At 62.9% G+C, this 18,210-nt stretch carries 18 protein-coding genes; 2 read left to right on the top strand and 16 right to left on the bottom strand.

The genetic code is table 11. The features are described 5' to 3' along the window. Positions 1 to 25: 25 nt before the first annotated feature. The 11 genes from fliE to sucC all read right to left on the bottom strand — a co-directional run bounded on the left by fliE (position 26) and on the right by sucC (position 11,317). Complete coding sequence (fliE, locus tag THECO_RS10265) at positions 26 to 322, bottom strand: flagellar hook-basal body complex protein FliE (protein ID WP_015254973.1); 297 nt, start codon at positions 320 to 322, stop codon at positions 26 to 28. A gap of 24 nt (positions 323 to 346) precedes the next feature. Then, positions 347 to 805 carry a flagellar basal body rod protein FlgC gene (gene flgC / locus THECO_RS10270; protein WP_015254974.1) on the bottom strand — a complete coding sequence of 153 codons (459 nt, stop codon included), beginning with the start codon at positions 803 to 805 and terminating at the stop codon, positions 347 to 349. Between the two features lie 5 nt (positions 806 to 810). Then, on the bottom strand, positions 811 to 1,218 hold the full coding sequence (gene flgB / locus THECO_RS10275; RefSeq protein ID WP_015254975.1) for a flagellar basal body rod protein FlgB: 408 nt from the start codon (positions 1,216 to 1,218) through the stop codon (positions 811 to 813). 273 nt (positions 1,219 to 1,491) lie between these two features. Then, positions 1,492 to 2,265: a GTP-sensing pleiotropic transcriptional regulator CodY gene (codY, locus tag THECO_RS10280; RefSeq protein ID WP_015254976.1), complete on the bottom strand. Its 774-nt coding sequence runs from the start codon at positions 2,263 to 2,265 to the stop codon at positions 1,492 to 1,494. A gap of 62 nt (positions 2,266 to 2,327) precedes the next feature. After that, positions 2,328 to 3,722, bottom strand: coding sequence for an ATP-dependent protease ATPase subunit HslU (gene hslU / locus THECO_RS10285; RefSeq protein ID WP_015254977.1), 1,395 nt, complete (start codon positions 3,720 to 3,722; stop codon positions 2,328 to 2,330). Positions 3,723 to 3,762: 40 nt separating this feature from the next. Next, complete coding sequence (gene hslV / locus THECO_RS10290) at positions 3,763 to 4,305, bottom strand: ATP-dependent protease subunit HslV (RefSeq protein WP_015254978.1); 543 nt, start codon at positions 4,303 to 4,305, stop codon at positions 3,763 to 3,765. Between the two features lie 46 nt (positions 4,306 to 4,351). Beyond that, complete coding sequence (gene trmFO, locus THECO_RS10295; protein WP_015254979.1) at positions 4,352 to 5,665, bottom strand: FADH(2)-oxidizing methylenetetrahydrofolate--tRNA-(uracil(54)-C(5))-methyltransferase TrmFO; 1,314 nt, start codon at positions 5,663 to 5,665, stop codon at positions 4,352 to 4,354. 64 nt (positions 5,666 to 5,729) lie between these two features. Next, entirely contained in the window at positions 5,730 to 7,823 is a 2,094-nt protein-coding gene (topA, locus tag THECO_RS10300) for a type I DNA topoisomerase (protein ID WP_015254980.1), read from the bottom strand. 36 nt (positions 7,824 to 7,859) lie between these two features. After that, the gene (dprA, locus tag THECO_RS10305; protein WP_015254981.1) at positions 7,860 to 8,972 is read right to left on the bottom strand and encodes a DNA-processing protein DprA; all 1,113 of its coding nucleotides are present in this window, start codon (positions 8,970 to 8,972) and stop codon (positions 7,860 to 7,862) included. Positions 8,973 to 9,183: 211 nt separating this feature from the next. Next, entirely contained in the window at positions 9,184 to 10,116 is a 933-nt protein-coding gene (sucD, locus tag THECO_RS10310; RefSeq protein ID WP_015254982.1) for a succinate--CoA ligase subunit alpha, read from the bottom strand. Between the two features lie 40 nt (positions 10,117 to 10,156). Continuing rightward, positions 10,157 to 11,317, bottom strand: coding sequence for an ADP-forming succinate--CoA ligase subunit beta (gene sucC / locus THECO_RS10315; RefSeq protein WP_015254983.1), 1,161 nt, complete (start codon positions 11,315 to 11,317; stop codon positions 10,157 to 10,159). Between the two features lie 302 nt (positions 11,318 to 11,619). Between sucC and THECO_RS10320 the strand changes: the two genes are divergently transcribed. Next, positions 11,620 to 12,216 carry a hypothetical protein gene (locus THECO_RS10320; RefSeq protein WP_015254984.1) on the top strand — a complete coding sequence of 199 codons (597 nt, stop codon included), beginning with the start codon at positions 11,620 to 11,622 and terminating at the stop codon, positions 12,214 to 12,216. Between the two features lie 100 nt (positions 12,217 to 12,316). Further along, positions 12,317 to 13,864: a YifB family Mg chelatase-like AAA ATPase gene (locus THECO_RS10325; protein ID WP_041853876.1), complete on the top strand. Its 1,548-nt coding sequence runs from the start codon at positions 12,317 to 12,319 to the stop codon at positions 13,862 to 13,864. A gap of 37 nt (positions 13,865 to 13,901) precedes the next feature. Here THECO_RS10325 and THECO_RS10330 read toward each other — a convergent pair whose 3' ends face one another. The 5 genes from THECO_RS10330 to ylqF all read right to left on the bottom strand — a co-directional run bounded on the left by THECO_RS10330 (position 13,902) and on the right by ylqF (position 18,190). Next, the gene (locus THECO_RS10330; protein ID WP_015254986.1) at positions 13,902 to 14,261 is read right to left on the bottom strand and encodes a YraN family protein; all 360 of its coding nucleotides are present in this window, start codon (positions 14,259 to 14,261) and stop codon (positions 13,902 to 13,904) included. Further along, positions 14,254 to 14,559 (bottom strand): EscU/YscU/HrcU family type III secretion system export apparatus switch protein, encoded by a 306-nt coding sequence (locus THECO_RS10335; RefSeq protein ID WP_015254987.1) that lies wholly within the window; start codon positions 14,557 to 14,559, stop codon positions 14,254 to 14,256. The genes THECO_RS10330 and THECO_RS10335 overlap by 8 nt, the downstream gene beginning before the upstream one ends. Next, positions 14,556 to 16,511, bottom strand: coding sequence for a flagellar hook-length control protein FliK (locus THECO_RS22515; RefSeq protein ID WP_052835879.1), 1,956 nt, complete (start codon positions 16,509 to 16,511; stop codon positions 14,556 to 14,558). Before THECO_RS22515 ends, THECO_RS10335 begins: the two co-directional genes overlap by 4 nt. A 104-nt stretch (positions 16,512 to 16,615) precedes the next feature. Continuing rightward, positions 16,616 to 17,242, bottom strand: a complete 627-nt coding sequence (locus tag THECO_RS10345; protein WP_015254989.1) for a ribonuclease HII — start codon at positions 17,240 to 17,242, stop codon at positions 16,616 to 16,618. A 69-nt stretch (positions 17,243 to 17,311) separates the two neighbouring features. Beyond that, a complete protein-coding gene (ylqF, locus tag THECO_RS10350; RefSeq protein ID WP_015254990.1) occupies positions 17,312 to 18,190 on the bottom strand; it encodes a ribosome biogenesis GTPase YlqF in 879 nt (292 codons plus the stop codon). Positions 18,191 to 18,210: the final 20 nt, after the last annotated feature.

An 18,210-nucleotide genomic window follows, 5' to 3' on the forward strand; every position in this document is an offset into this window, starting at 1 on the left:
ATCTGTGCTATGACGTTTGGTGCGATCAGACCTGCATTCTCATAATTTCTTGATACGCTTCGATCACCTTGTTGCGTATCTGAGCGGTGAGCTGAAGACTGAGCTTGGCCTGTTCGGAGACAATCATCATTTCCGACACATCCGCTTCGCCGACAATGAACCGTTCGGTCGTCTGCCGGACGGCGTCTTCCTGCTGCGCCACACTGTCAATCGCCTGTTTCAGATAGTCGCTGAATTGTTCCACCGATTCGGCGGGCGACTGTCTGTTCACCCCGCCGGCGGTATTCAGCAGCGATCCGGCGCCGGTCAATCCCTGAATCATACGCGATTAGCCCTCCCTTTCAGATCAGGTCTGTCTGCCGATTTCCAGCGCTTTGGTGAACATGGCTTTCGATGCGTTGAGCGCCGTCACGTTGGCTTCATACGAACGGGTCGCGGAGATCATGTCCACCATTTCCTTCAGAATGTCGACGTTCGGCATCCGGACATACCCGTTCTCATCCGCATCGGGATGGGACGGGTTGTACGCCAGTTTGGCCGGCGTGGAATCTTCCACGATGCGCGCCACCTTGACGCCGGACATCCGGCGCTCGCCGCCGGACAATTTCGCGTTCAGCATGTTCGAGAACGAATTCCGGATCGGTTCAAGGACGACCATCTTGCGCGCGTAGGGCTCCCAACGGCCGTTCACGAACCGTCCGCGGCTTGTCTCCGCGTTCGCGATGTTCGACGAGATGATGTCCATCCTGAGCCGCTGTGCGGTCAGCGCGGAAGCGCTGGCTTCAAATCCGTCATTCAGTCTCAAGGCGGTTATCTCCCTTCAATTCCGATCCGAAGCATCGAGATCTCATGATTGAGCTGTTGGACCAGGGCGTTGTAGCGCAGCTGGTTCTTGGCGAGCAGCGCCATTTCGCGATCAATGTCGACATTGTTCGCGCTGTTGTGCATCGACGTGCTGTCATCCGTCACCAGCCGCGGTTTGACAACGCTTCCTGAGCCGCCGAACGGAATATGCTTCTCATGCGTCCGCCTGGCGACCAGCTTGGGCGCCTGACGGCCCAACCGGCTGGCCAGCAGCTCTTCAAACAGTACTCCAGACCGTTTGAATCCGGGGGTGTCGACGTTGGCGATGTTGTCGGCGATAACCTGCTGCCGCAGTTCCGCTGCCGATATGGCCCCCTTGAGCCTGGCCATATCGGCCCCGCCCAGCACATTCATCAATAATCCCCGCCTTTCTGCATGGTTTTTTCCGGCTAATCTTTGGTACCTAATTCAACAAATAATGGGTAATTCCTGCTTCATATCGACAAATCCCTATAAAAATCAACAGTAGTCTTGTCGATATAGAAAAGATTGCGACAGCCGGTATCCAAAACTTGCCGACATTTCTAATGATGATTTTTTTTAATCTTGTCACAATACGAAAAAAGCACTATCTTCGCATCCGAAGAAAGTGCTTTTTATAGCCGATGCGGTTATCTTACAAATGTCTTACGACCTCATTTTGTCGAGTTCTTGCAGCAATTGAGGATTAAGAATCTTAATATATGTGCCTTTCATCCCAAGGGATCGCGTCTCAATAACGCCCGCACTTTCCAGCTTTCTCAGCGCATTGACGATAACCGAACGTGTAATGCCTACCCGATCTGCGACTTTGGAAGCAACCAGCAGTCCTTCCTGCCCATCCAGTTCTTCGAAAATATGTTCGACTGCTTCCAGCTCGCTGAAGGACAGGGAATTGACCGCCACCAGAACGGCCGCTCTGCTTCTCGCTTCCATTTCAATTTCCTCTGCCCGTTCGCGCAGAATCTCCATGCCGACAATTGTCGAACCGTATTCCGCCAGAATGAGATCGTCCTCTCCGAAAGGACCGGTGTCTCTGGTAAGAACAAGGGTTCCGAGCCGGTCGCCTCCGCCGATGATCGGAACGACCGTCATGATCCGGTGTTCGGACATCTCGGGAAACGTGACGGCAATGCCGGGATCGGGCTCGGTATTTGTCACCGTCTCCTGCATGTTCATGAACCGTTCGTTCGTCTCCGGCGGAAAATGGATTTCGCCGGTTGATGATACAGCGCGTATATGATCATTTTCCCAGGGACGCGCGGCCGCGCAGCCGAGCAATTTCCCCCTTCGGCTGACGACGAATACATGGGCTTGAATCGTCGAACCCAGCACCTCGGCCATCTCCCGAAAATTAAGCGGCTTTCCGGCTGCTCGCTGCAACAGCCGGTTCAGCGCCCTGGTCTTTGCTAACAATGTCATGCCTGATCCTCCCGAGATCTCCGCAGCCGGCAGCATTCCGCCCGGGCGGCGTTGCCGGAGCATTATAGAATATATTGGCTAAGATCGCGGTTCTGCGCAATATCGCCGACTTTCTCCCGGACATATTCCGGCGTGATCGCGAAATGCTCCAGGTTGAGCTCCGGCGCCTCGAACGACAAATCTTCGAGCAGCTTCTCCAAGATCGTGTGAAGCCGCCGGGCGCCGATATTTTCGGTCCGCTGGTTCACGTCGGCCGCGATTTGCGCCAGTTCGCGGATCGCTTCTTCCGTAAATTCGATGTGAATTCCTTCCGTTTCGAGCAGCGCGGCATATTGCTTGGTCAGCGCGTTCTTCGGCTCGGTCAGGATCTTCACGAAGTCGTCCAGCGAAAGGCTGGACAGTTCCACCCGGATCGGAAATCTGCCCTGCAGCTCAGGGATGAGATCCGCCGGTTTGGCGATATGGAAAGCCCCTGCGGCGATAAAAAGCACGTGGTCGGTCTTCACCGGACCGTACTTCGTCATGACGGTCGAACCTTCGACGATCGGCAGAATGTCGCGCTGCACGCCTTCGCGGGACACGTCGGGGCCCGTACCGCGGCTGGGGCTTGCGATCTTGTCGATTTCGTCGATGAAAATGATGCCGGATTGTTCGGCTCGGCGCGTCGATTCCGCGATGACGTCGTCCATGTCGATCAGCTTGTTCGCTTCTTCCTGGATGAGCACCTTGCGCGCTTCCTTGATCGGAAGCTTGCGTTTCTTCACCCGCTTCGGCAGCAGATGGCCGAACAGTTCCTGCATGTTCATGCCGAACGTCTCCATCCCCTGCCCGGGCAGCATGTCGAGCATGTTGGGGCCCGCGTCCTCCACCTCGATCTCGACCAGTTCGTTTTCCAGCTCGCCCGCAGCCAGCCGCTCGCGCACCACCCTCCTGCGCTCGGCAATGGCCGAATCCAGCTCGGGCTCTTCCTGCGTCGTGCCTCCCTGCTGGCCGAACAACATCTCGAGCGGATTGCGGTTGCTCTTCGGTTTCTGCCCGCTCGGCACAAGCAGCTGAACGAGCCGTTCGTTCGCCTGACGCTCCGCCTTGTCCCGCACCTGTTCCGTCCGCTCGGCCTTGACCATCCGGATCGCCGTCTCCACGAGATCGCGCACCATCGACTCCACGTCGCGTCCCACGTAGCCGACTTCCGTAAACTTCGTCGCTTCCACCTTGACGAACGGCGCGCCGACCAGCTTCGCCAGTCTCCGGGCGATCTCCGTCTTGCCGACTCCCGTCGGACCGATCATCAGAATATTCTTCGGCACGATCTCATCCCGCAGCGACTCATCCAGTTTGCTGCGGCGGTAACGATTGCGCAGCGCAACCGCAACGGCGCGCTTGGCGGCTTTCTGCCCCACGATGTACTTGTCGAGTTCCGCGACAATCTGACGCGGTGTGAGCGCTTCGCTGCTCATCTGGTTCCCTCCGATCGCCTGCCGCTTGACCGGCAAGGAATTAGATTTCTTCAAGGATGATCTGCCGGTTCGTATAAACGCAAATATCGGCGGCCGTCTCCAGCGCCGCCCTGGCCATCTCGCCCGCCGTAAGGCCCGGCGCATGCCGCTTCAGGGCGCGCGCAGCCGCCAGCGCGAATCCGCCGCCGGAACCGATCGCCAGAATGCCGTCGTCCGGCTCGATGATCTCGCCGCTTCCGGACAGCAAGAGCAGTCCGGAAGCATCCATGACGATCATCATCGCTTCCAGCCGCCTGAGCACCCGGTCGGACCGCCAATCCTTCGTCATCTCGACGGCGGCGCGCTGAAGGTTGCCCTGATGTTCCTCGAGCTTGCCTTCAAACTTCTCGAACAGGGTGATCGCATCCGCCACCGCGCCGGCGAATCCGGCGACAACCTGCCCGCGGTACAGCCGACGCACCTTCTTCGCCGTATGTTTCATCACCATGTTGCTGCCGAACGTCACCTGGCCGTCGCCGGCGATGGCGCCGCGGCCTTCATGGCGCACGGCGCAGATTGTGGTGGCGTGGAACGTCGTATCCATCGCGTCTCACTCCTTTCGCTGTCTCTTGCAGCGGATAATGCCATCGTCAGGCCAGCGCGCGCTTGAACGCCTCCAGCGTTTCAAGCGCGCGCCGGGCAATCGCTTCGTTCTTCTCCTTCTTCCCCCGGATGCGTTCCGCAAGCGGCGGGAACAGCCCGAAATTGGCGTTCATCGGCTGAAAATTACTGAAATCGGCGGTCGTGATGTAATGCGCCATGCTGCCGTGCGCCGTCTCCTGCGGCGGCACGACCGGATCGAGTCCGCGCGCGAGCCGGCCCGCGTTGATGCCGGCCAGCAGCCCCGAAGCGGCGGATTCGACGTAGCCTTCAACACCGGTCATCTGACCGGCAAACAGCAGCGTCTCCCTGCCCTTGAACTGGTACGTGGGCTTCAGCAGCTTCGGCGAGTTGATGAACGTGTTGCGGTGCATGACGCCGTAACGGACGAATTCCGCCTGCTCGAGCCCCGGAATCATGCCGAACACCCGCTTCTGTTCGCCCCACTTGAGGTGGGTCTGGAAGCCGACAAGGTTGTACAGCGTGCCGGCCGCATTGTCCTGCCGAAGCTGCACGACGGCGTAGGGCAATTTCCCCGTTCGGGGGTCGGGAAGGCCGACCGGCTTCAGCGGTCCGAACAGCAGCGTCTGGCGGCCGCGCGCGGCCATCACTTCGATCGGCATGCAGCCTTCGAAATAGATCTCCTTCTCAAATTCCTTCAGCTCCGCCTTCTCCGCCGTCACCAGCGCGTCGTAGAAGGCGTTGAACTGCTCCTCCGTCATCGGGCAGTTCAGGTATGCGGCTTCCCCTTTGCCGTACCGGGACGCCATGTACACTTTCTCCATGTCGATCGAGTCCCGTTCGACGATCGGGGCGGCCGCGTCGTAGAAGTAGAAGTACTCTTCGCCGAGCAGCTCCCGGATGCGCTCCGAGAGCGCCGGAGACGTGAGCGGACCGGTGGCGACGACAACGATGCCCTCAGCCGGAATCTCCGTCACCTCTTCGTTCCGCACCTCGATCAGCGGATGGTTCCGAATGCTGTCGGTCACCGCCGCCGAGAAGCCGTCCCGGTCGACGGCCAGCGCGCCTCCCGCCGGTACGGCATGGGCGTCGGCCGAACGGAGGATGAGCGATCCGAGCCGGCGCATCTCTTCCTTCAGCACGCCGACCGCGTTTGTCAGCCCGTTCGCGCGCAGACTGTTGCTGCATACCAGTTCTGCAAATTTGTCCGTGTGATGCGCGGGCGTGCTTTTGGCCGGCCGCATCTCATAGAGGGTGACCGGCACGCCCTGGGAAGCGATCTGCCAGGCGGCTTCGCTTCCCGCAAGTCCCGCGCCGATCACGGTCACATGTTTGCTCCCCACTGTCGCTATGCTCCTTTCACAGACGCCGGACAGGACAGCGGCATCGGGCATTGCCCGATGCCGGCTAGGCTTGTTCCTGTTCTTCCGGCATCTCCTCGCTGTGGCCGCATTCCGGGCACAGCAGCTTGCCGCCGGAGCGGCTGCGCTTCTCGACCAGCCGGCTTTCGCATACGGGACACGATTTGTCCGACGGACGGTCCCACGACACGTAGTCGCAGCCGGGGTACTTGTCGCAGCCGTAGAAAATTCGGCCTTTCTTGCTTCGCCGCTCGATGATTCGGCCTTCCCCGCACTTCGGGCAGGAGACGCCGATATCTTTCAGAATCGGCTTGGTGTTCCGGCATTCCGGGAAGCCGGAGCAGGCGAGAAACTTGCCGAACCTGCCCATCTTGTAAACCATCGGCCGGCCGCATTTGTCGCAAGTCTCGTCCGATACTTCTTCCTGCAGCTCCACTTCCCGCATTTCGTCTTCGGCGATCTTCAGCCGCTTCGAGAACGGTTCGTAGAACTCGTTCAGCACCTCGACCCAGTCTTTCTTACCTTCCTCGACATGGTCGAGATCATCTTCCATGTGGGCGGTGAACTCGACGTTCAGAATTTCGGGGAAAAACTCCTCCATCAGCTGGTTGACGAGCAGGCCGAGTTCGGTCGGAACGAATTTCTTGTCCTCGATCGCGACGTAGCCGCGCTTGTGGATCGTCTCCAGCGTCGGCGCATACGTGCTCGGCCGCCCGATGCCGAGTTCTTCAAGCGCCCGGACGAGACGGGCTTCCGTATAACGCGGCGGCGGCGACGTAAAATGCTGCTTCGGCTCAATGGCCGTGCGCTCGACGGTCATGCCTTCCCGCAGCGGCGGCAGCAGATTTTCCTCGTCGGAGGGGCCGTCGTCGCTCCCTTCCACGTACACCTTCATGAAACCCGGAAACTTGATCTTCGAACCTGTCGCCCGGAACGTCGCGCGTCCCGCCTTGATGTCGACCGTCATCGTGTCGAGCACGGCGGAGCTCATCTGGCTGGCGGTGAATCGTTCCCAGACCAGCTTGTAGAGGCGGTACTGGTCTTTCGTCAGATAAGGCTTCACCGTTTCCGGATCGCGATGGATCGACGTCGGCCGGATCGCTTCGTGGGCATCCTGCGCGTTCGAATTTCTCTTCGCGTAGACGCGGAACTGTTCCGGTGCATATTCCGCGCCGAATTTCTCCACAATGTAGGCTTTCGCTTCTTCCTGGGCGACAGGGGAAATGCGGGTCGAGTCGGTGCGCATGTACGTGATCAGACCGACCGATCCTTCCCTGCCGATGTCGACGCCTTCGTAGAGCTGCTGGGCGATCGACATCGTCTTCGCCGCGCGGAAGCCGAGTTTGCGCGCCGCTTCCTGCTGCAGCGTGCTCGTAATGAACGGAGGCGCCGGATTGCGGAGCCGTTCGCGCTCTTTCACCTCGGAGACGACGAACGGCTGGCCTTCGATCGCGGCCAGCACCTGCTGCACTTCCTGTTCGTTCGGCAGCTCCTTCTTCTCGTTATCCAGCGCGTGGAATTTCGCTTCGAACGGCAGATTGTCCTGGACCAGCCGCGCGGTGATCGTCCAATACTCTTCCGGCACGAACGCATTGATCTCGTTCTCCCGGTCGATGATCAGCTTGACCGCGACCGACTGGACGCGCCCCGCGGACAGGCCTTTCTTCACTTTCTTCCATAATAATGGACTGATCTTGTAGCCGACGAGCCGGTCGAGGATGCGCCGGGCCTGCTGGGCGTTGACCAGGTCCATGTTGATCGGACGCGGCGACTTGAACGCATCCTTGACCGCCTGTTTCGTGATCTCGTTGAACACGACGCGGCAGGCTTCCCCCTGGTCCAGTTCGAGATAATGGGCGAGATGCCAGGCGATCGCTTCGCCCTCGCGGTCGGGGTCCGCCGCAAGATACACTTTCTTCACTTTCTTGCTCGCGTCTTTCAGCTCTTTCAGCACGCTGCCCTTGCCGCGGATCGTGATGTATTTCGGCTGGAAGCCGTTTTCGATCTCGACGCCGGTCTGGCTTTTGGGCAGGTCGCGGATGTGGCCCATTGACGCTTTCACGATATATTTGCTGCCGAGATATTTGCTGATTGTCTTCGCCTTCGCCGGCGATTCGACAATGACAAGCGAATCAGCCATAGATCAGCCTCTCCTCTGCGGGTTCAGATTCCGATCTCATCGGACGCTGTACAGGGAACCCGGATGCTGCTCGATTTTGCGTTTTAATGTTAAATTTATCAGAAGAGCATGTAAATGTCCAAACGGAATGCCGGTGAGCTCCGCCAGTTCGTCGGATGTCTTCGGCCCTTCCTGCAGAAGCTGCACGATGCGGCGCTCCTCCTCCGTCATGCCTTCCTCCGCTTGGCGCGCCGCTTCAAGCACCCTGCGCCGGCTCTCGAGGCCGGCCTCGGAGAGCCACAGATCGGCCATCACATCTTCCGGACCCGTGAGCAACTTGGCCTTCTCGCTCTTGATCAGCATGTTCGTGCCCTTGCTCTTCGGCGAGCCGATCATGCCGGGAACGGCGAACAGCTCGCGGTCGAAATCCCTCGCCAGATCAGCCGTGATGAGCGAGCCGCTCCGTTCCGCCGCCTCGACGACGATCGTGCCCCGCGTCATGCCGGCGATGACCGCGTTGCGCGCCGGAAACAGGCCCGGATGGCCGGGCGTACCGAGAGGAAACGGCGAAACGAGAAGCCCCTGCTCGGCGATCCGCTGGTAGAGCGGCGCGTTCTGCGGCGGATAGATGGTGCCGATCGGCGTGCCGAGCACCGCGATCGTGCTGCCGGAGCCGCGCAGCGCGCCTTCGTGGGCGCAGGCGTCGATACCGCGGGCGAGTCCGCTGACGATCGTGATGCCGACGTCGGACAGCCGCTCGGCGAGCATCCGCGCCGTCTGCCGGCCGTATGCGGTCGGGAGGCGCGTGCCGACGACCGCGTAGGCCGGATAATTCAGCAATTCCTTGCGCCCCTGCACGTAGAGGATGGCGGGCGGATTCTTCAATTGGCGCAGCAGCTCGGGATAATCCTCATCCTCGACGGTCACCCATTCCACGCCCATGCCGGCGTAAAGCCGCTTCCGCTCCTCCGTGAACGAACGCGACAGCGAGCGCCGGACGGCGTCCGCGCGCAGCGGGGGCAATCCGAATTCGATCCACTCTTCTTCCGAGTAATGCACGCAGGCCTCCAGGAGCTCCCGCTCCCGAAGCTCCCGGATCGTGGCGGGCCCCACGCCCTCCGTCTCGTGAAGGGCAAGCAGAATGTCCCGCCGCGTCCAACCCTGACCCATGACATGACTCCTTTCCATGGGCCGCACGCATTCTCATCCTATTGTGCGTCACGCGGAAACAGAATGCAAGCGGCGCATCAAGATTTGGGTGATGGCAAAGCAAACAGCCTTCCCTTCTCCCGTACATGCGGGAGCCGGGAAGGCTGCCTGCCTTCCTGCGGTTTAAGCAAACCGCGGAACCGATAAATTGTACGCTGATCCGTTCAACCGCTTATTTGCGGGTGATGCACTTCTCGAGCAGTCCGCGCTCTTCGAGCACGGATACAAGCGTTGCGCCCATCTCGGCCGGCGTCGGCGCCACCTTGATGCCGCACGATTCGAGCTTCGCGATCTTTTCGGCTGCCGTGCCCTTGCCGCCGGAGATGATCGCGCCGGCATGGCCCATCCGCTTGCCCGGAGGCGCGGTTGCGCCGCCGATGAAGCCGACAACCGGCTTCGTCATGTTCGCCTTGATCCACTCGGCCGCCTCTTCTTCGGCCGTGCCGCCGATTTCGCCGATCATGATGACCGCGTACGTGTCGGGGTCTTCGTTGAACATCTTCAGAATGTCGATAAATTCCGATCCTTTGACCGGGTCGCCGCCGATGCCGACGGCCGTCGATTGCCCGATGCCGCGCGTCGTCAGCTGATGCACCGCTTCATACGTCAGCGTGCCGCTGCGCGATACGACGCCGACATGGCCTTTCGTATGGATATAGCCCGGCATGATGCCGATCTTGCACGCGTCGGGCGTGATGACGCCCGGGCAGTTCGGTCCGATGAGGCGCGTCTTCTTGCCTTCCATGTAGCGCTTCACCTTGACCATGTCCAGGACCGGGATGCCTTCCGTAATGCAGATGACGAGCTCCAGCTCCGCGTCGACCGCTTCCATGATCGCGTCGGCCGCGAACGCCGGCGGAACGTAGATGACCGAAGCGGTCGCACCGGTTGCGTCCACCGCCTCGCGCACCGTGTTGAACACCGGCAGCTTCGCAACGGTGCCGTTCTCGAGCTGGATCTCGACGGTCGTGCCGCCTTTGCCCGGCGACGTGCCGCCGACCATCTGCGTGCCGTAGTCAAGCGCGCCTTTCGCGTGGAAGAGCGCCGTCTTGCCGGTAATGCCCTGGGTGATGACTTTCGTATTCTTGTCCACCAGAATGCTCATCGAAGGTTCACTTCCTCTATCGTAATGGATCGGTAGGCCTTTACTTTACAAGTTCGACGATTTTCTGAGCCCCGTCGGCCATCGAGTCGGCGGCCGTGATGTTCAGGCCGGACTCGTTCAGCAGCTTCTTGCCGAGCTCGACGTTCGTGCCTTCCAGCCGCACGACGAGCGGACGGTCGAGGCCGAGTTCGCGCGCCGCGGCGATGACGCCTTCCGCAATGACGTCGCAGCGCATGATGCCGCCGAATATGTTGACGAAAATGCCCTTGACCTTCGGATCGGACAGAATGATCTTGAACGCTTCCGTCACTTTCTCCTTCGATGCGCCGCCGCCCACGTCAAGGAAGTTGGCCGGCTCGCCGCCGTAATACTTGATGATGTCCATCGTCGCCATCGCGAGGCCGGCGCCGTTCACCATGCATCCGATGTTGCCGTCGAGGGCGATGTAGCTCAGATCGAATTTGGACGCCTGGATCTCCTTCTCGTCCTCTTCGTCGAGGTCCCGCAGCGCGACGATATCCGGATGGCGGTACAGCGCATTGGAGTCAAAGTTGAGCTTCGCGTCCAGCGCAAGGATGTTGCCGTCGCCGGTGACGACGAGCGGGTTGATCTCGGCGATCGAGCAGTCCTTGTCCACGAACGCGTTGTACAGCGCCGTCATGAACTGGACCGCCTTGCCGACGAGCTCGTTCGGAATGTTGATGTTGAACGCCAGACGGCGCGCCTGGAACGGCTGCAGGCCGACGACCGGGTCGATCACTTCCTTGAAAATCTTCTCCGGCGTGCGCGCGGCGACTTCCTCGATCTCCGTGCCGCCTTCTTCGGACGCCATCATGACGACGCGGCCGGTCGAGCGGTCGACGACGACGCCGACGTAGTATTCCTTCTTGATGTCGCAGCCCTGCTCGATGAGCAGCCGCTTCACTTCTTTGCCCTCCGGCCCGGTCTGATGCGTGACGAGCACTTTGCCGAGCAGTTCCGACGCATACTGGCGAACTTCGTCAAGCGACTTCGCCACTTTGACGCCGCCCGCTTTGCCGCGGCCGCCCGAATGGATCTGCGCTTTCACGACGACGACGGACGTGCCGAGCTCCTTGGCGGCCTCGACGGCTTCGTCGACCGTGAACGCCACGCGGCCTTCCGGCACGGATACGCCGTACTGCTTCAAGACTTCCTTGCCCTGATACTCGTGAATGTTCATGCCGATATCCTCCCTCAAGCGTCAGCGGCAGCGCTTACGGTCCGGATGATCCGGGGGCCTGTGCGCCGCAGCCGAAATACAAGTCACAGTATGTACACAAACAACCCTATTGTATCACGAATTCGCCACGGTTGCCTTATTTTTGTCGGAGCGAACGAACACTTTTTGCTATCGGAATGATCTCATTGCGCGAACAAAAGGGAAAGCGGATTTGACACGAAAGCGCCGCAGATGAAAAGTAACCGCCGCATGTTCGCATGTTACAATCGGTGAGAGAACCGGATTCTTCCGGAGGCCATGCGATGAAATTTTTGTCGATCATCTTGACGGCTGTTCTGGGACTCGCCGTCTTGCCGGGCGGATGCGCGGACTCGCAATCGGAAGTACCGGCGGCTTCCGCCGTTTCGGATTCCGGTGCGGCGGCGAGGGTGATGACCCGAAACCTGAAAGAAGAAATGTACTTCGTCGATTTGATTGTAAGGGGCACCGTGCTGGAGGTCCGGGAACCATTCACGCGGATTATCGGTGATGTTACCCCGTCCGTGATCGAGGTGGAAGAAGTCATTCACGGCGATTTGGATCAGAAAGCGGTCACGCTGTATCAGCACGGAACGCCGAAAACCGACAAGGACGGCGTCCTGGTGTCGCCCGGGGAAGAAGTGATTCTGCTGCTGATGGAAACGACCGAAGATTTTTATTGGCCGTACGACCCCGGAGCGGGCGTCTGGAAGGTGAAAGACGGCCGCGTGCAATCCGGTCCTTATCGCATGTACGGCACGGTGGAGCCTCATCTGTTCGACAGCCTTCAAAACATGAAAGCCGACAAATTCGTCAAAAAAATCCGGAAAGCCGCCGAGAACAAGAAGAAGCCGGAAGGCTTGATGCGGCGGGCGGATTGACAAGACTGCGCGCATCCGCTAAATTTGGAATCGCATGAAATGAATGTGAACACGGAGCGTAAGGAAGCACCTTCATCCGGAGATGGGGGTGCTTTTTTGCATGTATGCGAACGTATGCTGCGCGTCCGTCCAGGGGGTGGAGGCGCTCTGGATCGACGTCGAGACCGATATTTCGCCCGGCCTGCCGCAGGTGAACGTCGTCGGACTGCCGGATCCCGCCGTCCGCGAATCGGTGGAGCGGGTGCGCGCCGCCGTGAAGAACTGCGGCTTTCAGTTCCCGCTGCAGCGCATCACCGTCAATCTCGCGCCGGCCGATCAGCGCAAGGAAGGGACGGCGTTCGATCTTGCGATCGCCGCCGGCATTCTGATCGTCAGCGGCCAGCTGGACGGCGGCCCCTTCGCCGGCACGCTCGTCATCGGCGAGCTGGCGCTGTCAGGCGAGGTGCGGCCCGTTCCCGGCGTGCTGCCGATGGTGGAGCAGGCGAAGCGGCGCGGCATCCGGCGGGTGCTGCTGCCCGCGGGCAACGCGGCCGAAGCCGCGCTGATCGGCGGCATGGACCTGTACGCCGTCACGCACCTGTCGCAGCTCGCAGGCAAAGATTGGGATGCGCTGCGATTCGCCGCTGAGCGACCCGGCCTTGGGCAGATGCGTGCGAACGGCGCCGACGATCCGCTGCAGGCGGATCTCGACTTCGCCGACGTGATCGGCCAGCCGACGGCGAAGCGGGCGGTGCTGACCGCCGCGGCCGGGCGGCACAATCTGCTGCTGTCCGGACCGCCCGGGACGGGCAAGACGATGCTCGTGAGGCGTCTGCCCGGCATCCTGCCCCCGCTGACGGAAGAAGAAGCGCTGAACGTCACGAAAATCTACAGCGCGGCCGGAAAGCTCGGCACCGGCAACGTGTCGCTCATCCGCAGCCGGCCGTTCCGCTCGCCCCATCATACGATTTCGGCCGGCGGGCTCATCGGCGGCGGGTCCGTGCCGAGGCCCGGCGAAGTGACGCTGGCGCACGAGGGCGTCCTGTTCCTCGACGAATTGCCCGAGTTCTCGCGCCAGGCGCTCGAAGCGCTGCGCCAGCCGCTGGAGGACCGCGAGGTGACGATCGCCCGGTCCCGGGCGGTGTTCCGGTTCCCGGCCCGCTTCATGCTGGCCGCCTCGATGAATCCGTGTCCGTGCGGTTTCCATCTGCACGAGACGGAGGACCAGCGCTGCACATGCTCGACGGGGCGCATCGCGGCCTACCGCTCCCGGCTGTCCGGGCCGCTGCTCGACCGGATCGATCTGCAGGTCGAAGTGCCCCGGCCGGTGCTGCATGCCGCCAAGCCCGACGGCTGGACGACCGCGAAGATGCGCGAGCGCGTCATGGTTGCCGCGGAGCGGCAGCAGTTGCGCGCCGCGGCAACCGGCGTCAGGTGGAACTGCGATCTGACCGGCCGCGCTCTGCGGGATGCGTGCAAGCTGCGGCCCGACGCCGCGAAATTGCTTGACTCCGCCTACCGCGCCCTCGGCTTCAGCATGCGCGCCCACGAGCGCGTCCTCAAGCTTGCGCGGACGATCGCGGATCTGGACGAACAGGATGCCGTCGGCGCGGATCATGTCGCGGAGGCGATCCATTACCGTTTCCTCGACCGCAAGACAAACTCCTGAATATGCAATCGCCGCCGGCCCGCGTTCGGACCGGCGGCTACATGGCGCCCGGAATATGTTCGATGTCCATTTCCCCGTCTGATCCGACCGTGCAGGCGATGACGTCGAACCGGACCTGCGCGTGCTGCCGTCCCGTCTGCGCCAGATATACCTGGGCGACCGCGGCCAGTTTGCGCTGCTTGCGAATATCGACCGATTCGGCGGGCGTGCCGAACCGGCCGTGCGCCGCGCGCGTCCGGACTTCGACAATGACAACCGTCCCCTCGTCCTCCGCCACAATGTCCAGTTCGCCCAGCCGGCACCGCCAGTTGCGGTGCAGAAGGCGATAGCCCTTCGCCGCAAGATAGCGGGCGGCCGCTTCCTCTCCGCGCCTTCCGGTCGCTCTCCGCTTATCCATGCGCGGTTTCCCATTCCTTCATCCTGCGGTCGGCCCGGTAGACGAAGCTGAGCACTTCCGCGACAAGCGCATAGAGTTCGGGAGGAATCTCCTGGTCGATGTCGAGCTTGGACAACACTTCAATGAGCGAAGGTTCTTCCTGAACCGGAACGCCGTGTTCGCGCGCCAGTTCCAGAATGCGCTCCGCGACATGTCCCTGCCCCTTGGCGGCCACGACGGGAGCCGAATGTTCGGCCGGATTGTATTTCAGCGCCACCGCTTTGCGCAGCGGCTGCGGCGGATGGTCAGGCTTCTTCATGCGCGGTAGTCCACCCCTCTGTACGGCTTGCCGGCGTAAACCGCCGGGGTCGGGAGGGGCGCAGCCGCGGCGGATTCCTTCGCGGCGTTCCGGCTTGCCGTGTCCGGAAACGGCTTCACGCGCATCGACGAAAGCTGATATCCGGCCCGGCGCAGCGCCTCCGCCGCCTCATCCCGCGCCGATTCCACCAGCCGGCTCACGGCCGGATGGTCGTTCCACAGGTTCAGGCTGACAAACCGGTCCACCACCTGCACGTCGACGACCGTGTCGCCGAGATGCTTCATCCTGAGGTCGAACAGCAGCCGGCAGTTGTCGGGATCGAGCTCCCCTTTCCGCCCGCGCCGCGACTGGATCGTGATCTGGGCCGTCGTGCCGCCGTCTTCCCCCTGGAACGGAATGAACAGCGTCATATGGGAGAACAGCGCGCCGTTCTTCTCCGGCGCAAGCAGCAGCTGCTGGCCGGTGATCTGCTGCACGAGCTGCTGCGCGGTTTCGCGCAGCGCGGCCGGCGCATCGTCGGCCGCCGCAAGCGACAGCAGCGCCTGCTTCAGCGTCTCGCCCGCGCCGCCGGCCGGGGCGGGCTGCTGCTCGGCGGTGTGCGGCAGGAATGGGACGACGCCCCGCCCGATCTGCGGCGCCATCCGCTCCGCCGTGCCCGTCAGGCCGGCGCCCGGTCCGGGCCCGGCCGCCGCGTCCCGGCCGGCTGCCGCTGCGCCGGATGGCGCATCTCCTGCCGTCCGCGGCGCCGCATCCTGCCGCCCGCCGGCGGCTTCACCGCGCGCGCCGGTCAGCTGCGACAGCTGCTTCTCGTAATCGACGCCGAGCCATTTCAGCAGGCCGTGAATCCAGTTGCCGCTCTGCGGTGCGGCCGCTTGCTGCGTCTGCCCGGCGCCCCCTGCGGTCTGGGCGCCGCCTGCGGCTGCGCCTTGCGGCTGCGCGTCCACGGCCCGGGCGGACGCCTGCCGCGCGCCCCCTGCGGCGGGACCGGCGGATCCCGACGCAGCCGGGGGCTGCCCCGCCCCGGAAGCGGCGCCCGCTCCCGCCGGAACGCCGCCGGGCGCACCGCCTCCCTGCGGTGCCGGACCGGGCGGCATCTGGCCGGCAGGAACCTGTCCGGCCTGAGCTTGTCCGGCCGGCACGGACGCGCCCGCTCCCGCAGCGCCCGGCGCGGCGGGCGAACCCGTCGCCCCGCCGGCCGGCGCCGCGCCTGCCGGATTGGCCGGCCCGCCCGCACGGGCGGCCGGGCCGGCGAGCAGCGCCTCGCCTTCGGCAAGCAGCGCGAGCACGCGCGCCGCCAACGCGGGCAGCGTCCCGGCGGTGTCGGGTCCGGCCGCGCCGCCCGCGGCCGATCCCTGCAGGGCGAATGCCGCCAGCTGCCCGCGCAGCGATGCCAGCAGTTCGCCCAGCGGCTTGCCGAACATCGCCTGCCGCAGCGCGGCGACCGTGCTCTCCGTCACGGGAAGACCGCGCTTCCACGCCGTCGCCGCCGCCTGCATCCATTCCGCTTCCGGCACATCCGCCGGACGGGCGGCCGCAACCTGCTTCAGCGCCTCCCCCGTCTCGCGGGTGACCGGATAGCCGCCGCGGCGAAGGTCGAGCGCCAGTTCCGCGGCCCACCGCTTGTCCGGCAGGCCGAGCGTCCGCATCAGTTCGCGCAGCGTCGCCTCCGAAGACTGCGCGTTGCCGGCGTCGGCCTGCCGGAGCACGATCGTGCCGGCTGACGATTCGGGCATCACCTGCAGCATTGCGGACTGCCCGGGAGCCAGCGGCGTTTCCAGACGCGCGCGCACCTGGACGCCGGCGAGCGACACGAGCGCTTCCTGCCCGTCCAGCAGCTGCAGCACGACGCCGCGCACGACCTGGCCGATCCGCAGTTCCAGCGCCTTCGCCTGGTCCGGCTGCGGCTCGCCGAGCATGCCGCGCATCAATTGGCTCACCAACATCGTCAGCATCCCCCTTCATCCTTATGGTTTCTATATCGGCTGAACCCGCTTCGGGCTGAAGAATAAAAAAACCGCCCGCAGGCGGCTTTCGCCCGTCCGCAGGCGGTTTGCGATCAGAACAACGTCAACTGCTCGTCCAGCAGCTTGCCGAGGAACGAACGCCGGTGCATCGGGCTCGGTCCGAACTCCAGCAGCCGTTCGCGGTGCAGCTTCGTCGCGTAACCTTTATGTATGGCGATGCCGTATTCCGGATACATGCGGTCCCATTCGTCCGTGCACAGCCGGTCGCGCGTCACCTTGGCGACGATTGACGCGGCGGCGATGGACTGGCAGCGCGCGTCGCCATGGACGACGGCGAGCTGCGGCACATCCAGATCGATCGTCTCGGCATCGATCAGCAAATGGTCCGGCTTCACGCTCAACGCTTCCACCGCCAGCTTCATCGCGAGCCGGGACGCCTGCCGGATGTTGATCCGGTCAATCTCCTCCGGGCCGACGCGGGAGACCGACCAGGCCACCGCCTGCTTGATGATCGCTTCGTAGCATCGCTCGCGCTGCTTCGCGGTGAGCTTCTTCGAGTCGTTCACATCCGGCAGATGCAGATCCGGCGGCAGAATGACGGCGGCCGCGACCACGTCGCCGAACAGGCAGCCGCGGCCGACCTCATCGACGCCGGCGATCGCCCGGAATCCCCGCTGCGCCAGCTCCCGTTCCTGCGCCAGCATATCCGTACTTTCCATGATGCGTCTCTCCTCCCCCGGAGCCGCTGCCGAACCCGATCCCCGTCAACCGGCAGCGCCCGAAGCCGATCACCGGAACTCTTCCGGTTCCTCCAGCGTGATCCGGCCGAGCTTGCCCGAACGCAGATCGCGCAGCAGCACGCCGGACGCCTTCTCCAGATCGACGCGTCCGCCGCTGACAAGGCAGCCGCGCTTCCGGCCGATCCGCTCCAGCACATCGACGATCTGTCTAGGATCGTCCGGATCTTCCGGCGGACCGCCTTCGAGTCCGAAACGCTCAACGAACGCGTCCCAATACTTCCCGGCCAGCGTCTTCACGGCGAAGAACGCGATTTCCTCCAGGTTCAAAATCTCTTCCCGGATCGAGCCGATGACCGCCAGCCGCATGCCGACCGTCTGGTCGTCGAACTTCGGCCACAGAATGCCCGGCGTGTCGAGCAGTTCCATTTCTCCGCCGACCTTGATCCATTGCTGGCCTTTGGTGACGCCGGGGCGGTCGCCGGTCGCGGCGACGCTGCGGCCGGCCAGCCGGTTGATCAGCGTCGACTTGCCGACATTCGGAATGCCGACGATCAGCACGCGCACCGCCCGGGGCTTGACGACGCCCCGCGCCGCCATGCGCTCCCATTGCGGCGCGACCAGCTTCTTCACCCGCGCGGAGATTTCCTTGATGCCCTGTCCGCCGGCGGCGTCCACGGCAAGGCTGTCCAGCCCGTCTTCGCGAAACGCGGCGATCCATCTGTCCGTCGCCCGCTGGTCCGCCAGATCGGCCTTGTTCAGCAGGACAAGGCGCGGTTTGCCGCGCAGAATCTCGTCGATCATCGGATTGCGGCTCGAATGCGGCACCCGCGCGTCGAGCAGTTCGATCACCGCGTCAATCTGCTTCAGTTTTTCCTGAATCTGCCTTCTTGCCCGGGTCATATGGCCCGGAAACCATTGGATCGTCATGCTGCCCCCACTCTTTCAGC

Source organism: Thermobacillus composti KWC4 (assembly GCF_000227705.2).
In the GTDB taxonomy this organism is placed as follows: Bacteria; Bacillota; Bacilli; order Paenibacillales; family Paenibacillaceae; genus Thermobacillus; species Thermobacillus xylanilyticus.

Excerpts from the sequence above, each read along its gene's own strand:
- codY (WP_015254976.1), bottom strand. The coding sequence starts at position 2,265 with ATGACATTGTTAGCAAAGACCAGGGCGCTGAACCGGCTGTTGCAGCGA.
- sucD (WP_015254982.1), bottom strand. The coding sequence starts at position 10,116 with ATGAGCATTCTGGTGGACAAGAATACGAAAGTCATCACCCAGGGCATT.
- flgB (WP_015254975.1), bottom strand. The coding sequence starts at position 1,218 with ATGAATGTGCTGGGCGGGGCCGATATGGCCAGGCTCAAGGGGGCCATA.
- THECO_RS10320 (WP_015254984.1), top strand. The coding sequence starts at position 11,620 with ATGAAATTTTTGTCGATCATCTTGACGGCTGTTCTGGGACTCGCCGTC.
- THECO_RS22515 (WP_052835879.1), bottom strand. The coding sequence starts at position 16,511 with ATGCTGACGATGTTGGTGAGCCAATTGATGCGCGGCATGCTCGGCGAG.
- dprA (WP_015254981.1), bottom strand. The coding sequence starts at position 8,972 with ATGGGTCAGGGTTGGACGCGGCGGGACATTCTGCTTGCCCTTCACGAG.
- fliE (WP_015254973.1), bottom strand. The coding sequence starts at position 322 with ATGATTCAGGGATTGACCGGCGCCGGATCGCTGCTGAATACCGCCGGC.
- THECO_RS10330 (WP_015254986.1), bottom strand. The coding sequence starts at position 14,261 with ATGGATAAGCGGAGAGCGACCGGAAGGCGCGGAGAGGAAGCGGCCGCC.
- sucC (WP_015254983.1), bottom strand. The coding sequence starts at position 11,317 with ATGAACATTCACGAGTATCAGGGCAAGGAAGTCTTGAAGCAGTACGGC.
- hslV (WP_015254978.1), bottom strand. The coding sequence starts at position 4,305 with ATGGATACGACGTTCCACGCCACCACAATCTGCGCCGTGCGCCATGAA.
- hslU (WP_015254977.1), bottom strand. The coding sequence starts at position 3,722 with ATGAGCAGCGAAGCGCTCACACCGCGTCAGATTGTCGCGGAACTCGAC.
- THECO_RS10325 (WP_041853876.1), top strand. The coding sequence starts at position 12,317 with ATGTATGCGAACGTATGCTGCGCGTCCGTCCAGGGGGTGGAGGCGCTC.
- THECO_RS10335 (WP_015254987.1), bottom strand. The coding sequence starts at position 14,559 with ATGAAGAAGCCTGACCATCCGCCGCAGCCGCTGCGCAAAGCGGTGGCG.
- ylqF (WP_015254990.1), bottom strand. The coding sequence starts at position 18,190 with ATGACGATCCAATGGTTTCCGGGCCATATGACCCGGGCAAGAAGGCAG.
- THECO_RS10345 (WP_015254989.1), bottom strand. The coding sequence starts at position 17,242 with ATGGAAAGTACGGATATGCTGGCGCAGGAACGGGAGCTGGCGCAGCGG.
- topA (WP_015254980.1), bottom strand. The coding sequence starts at position 7,823 with ATGGCTGATTCGCTTGTCATTGTCGAATCGCCGGCGAAGGCGAAGACA.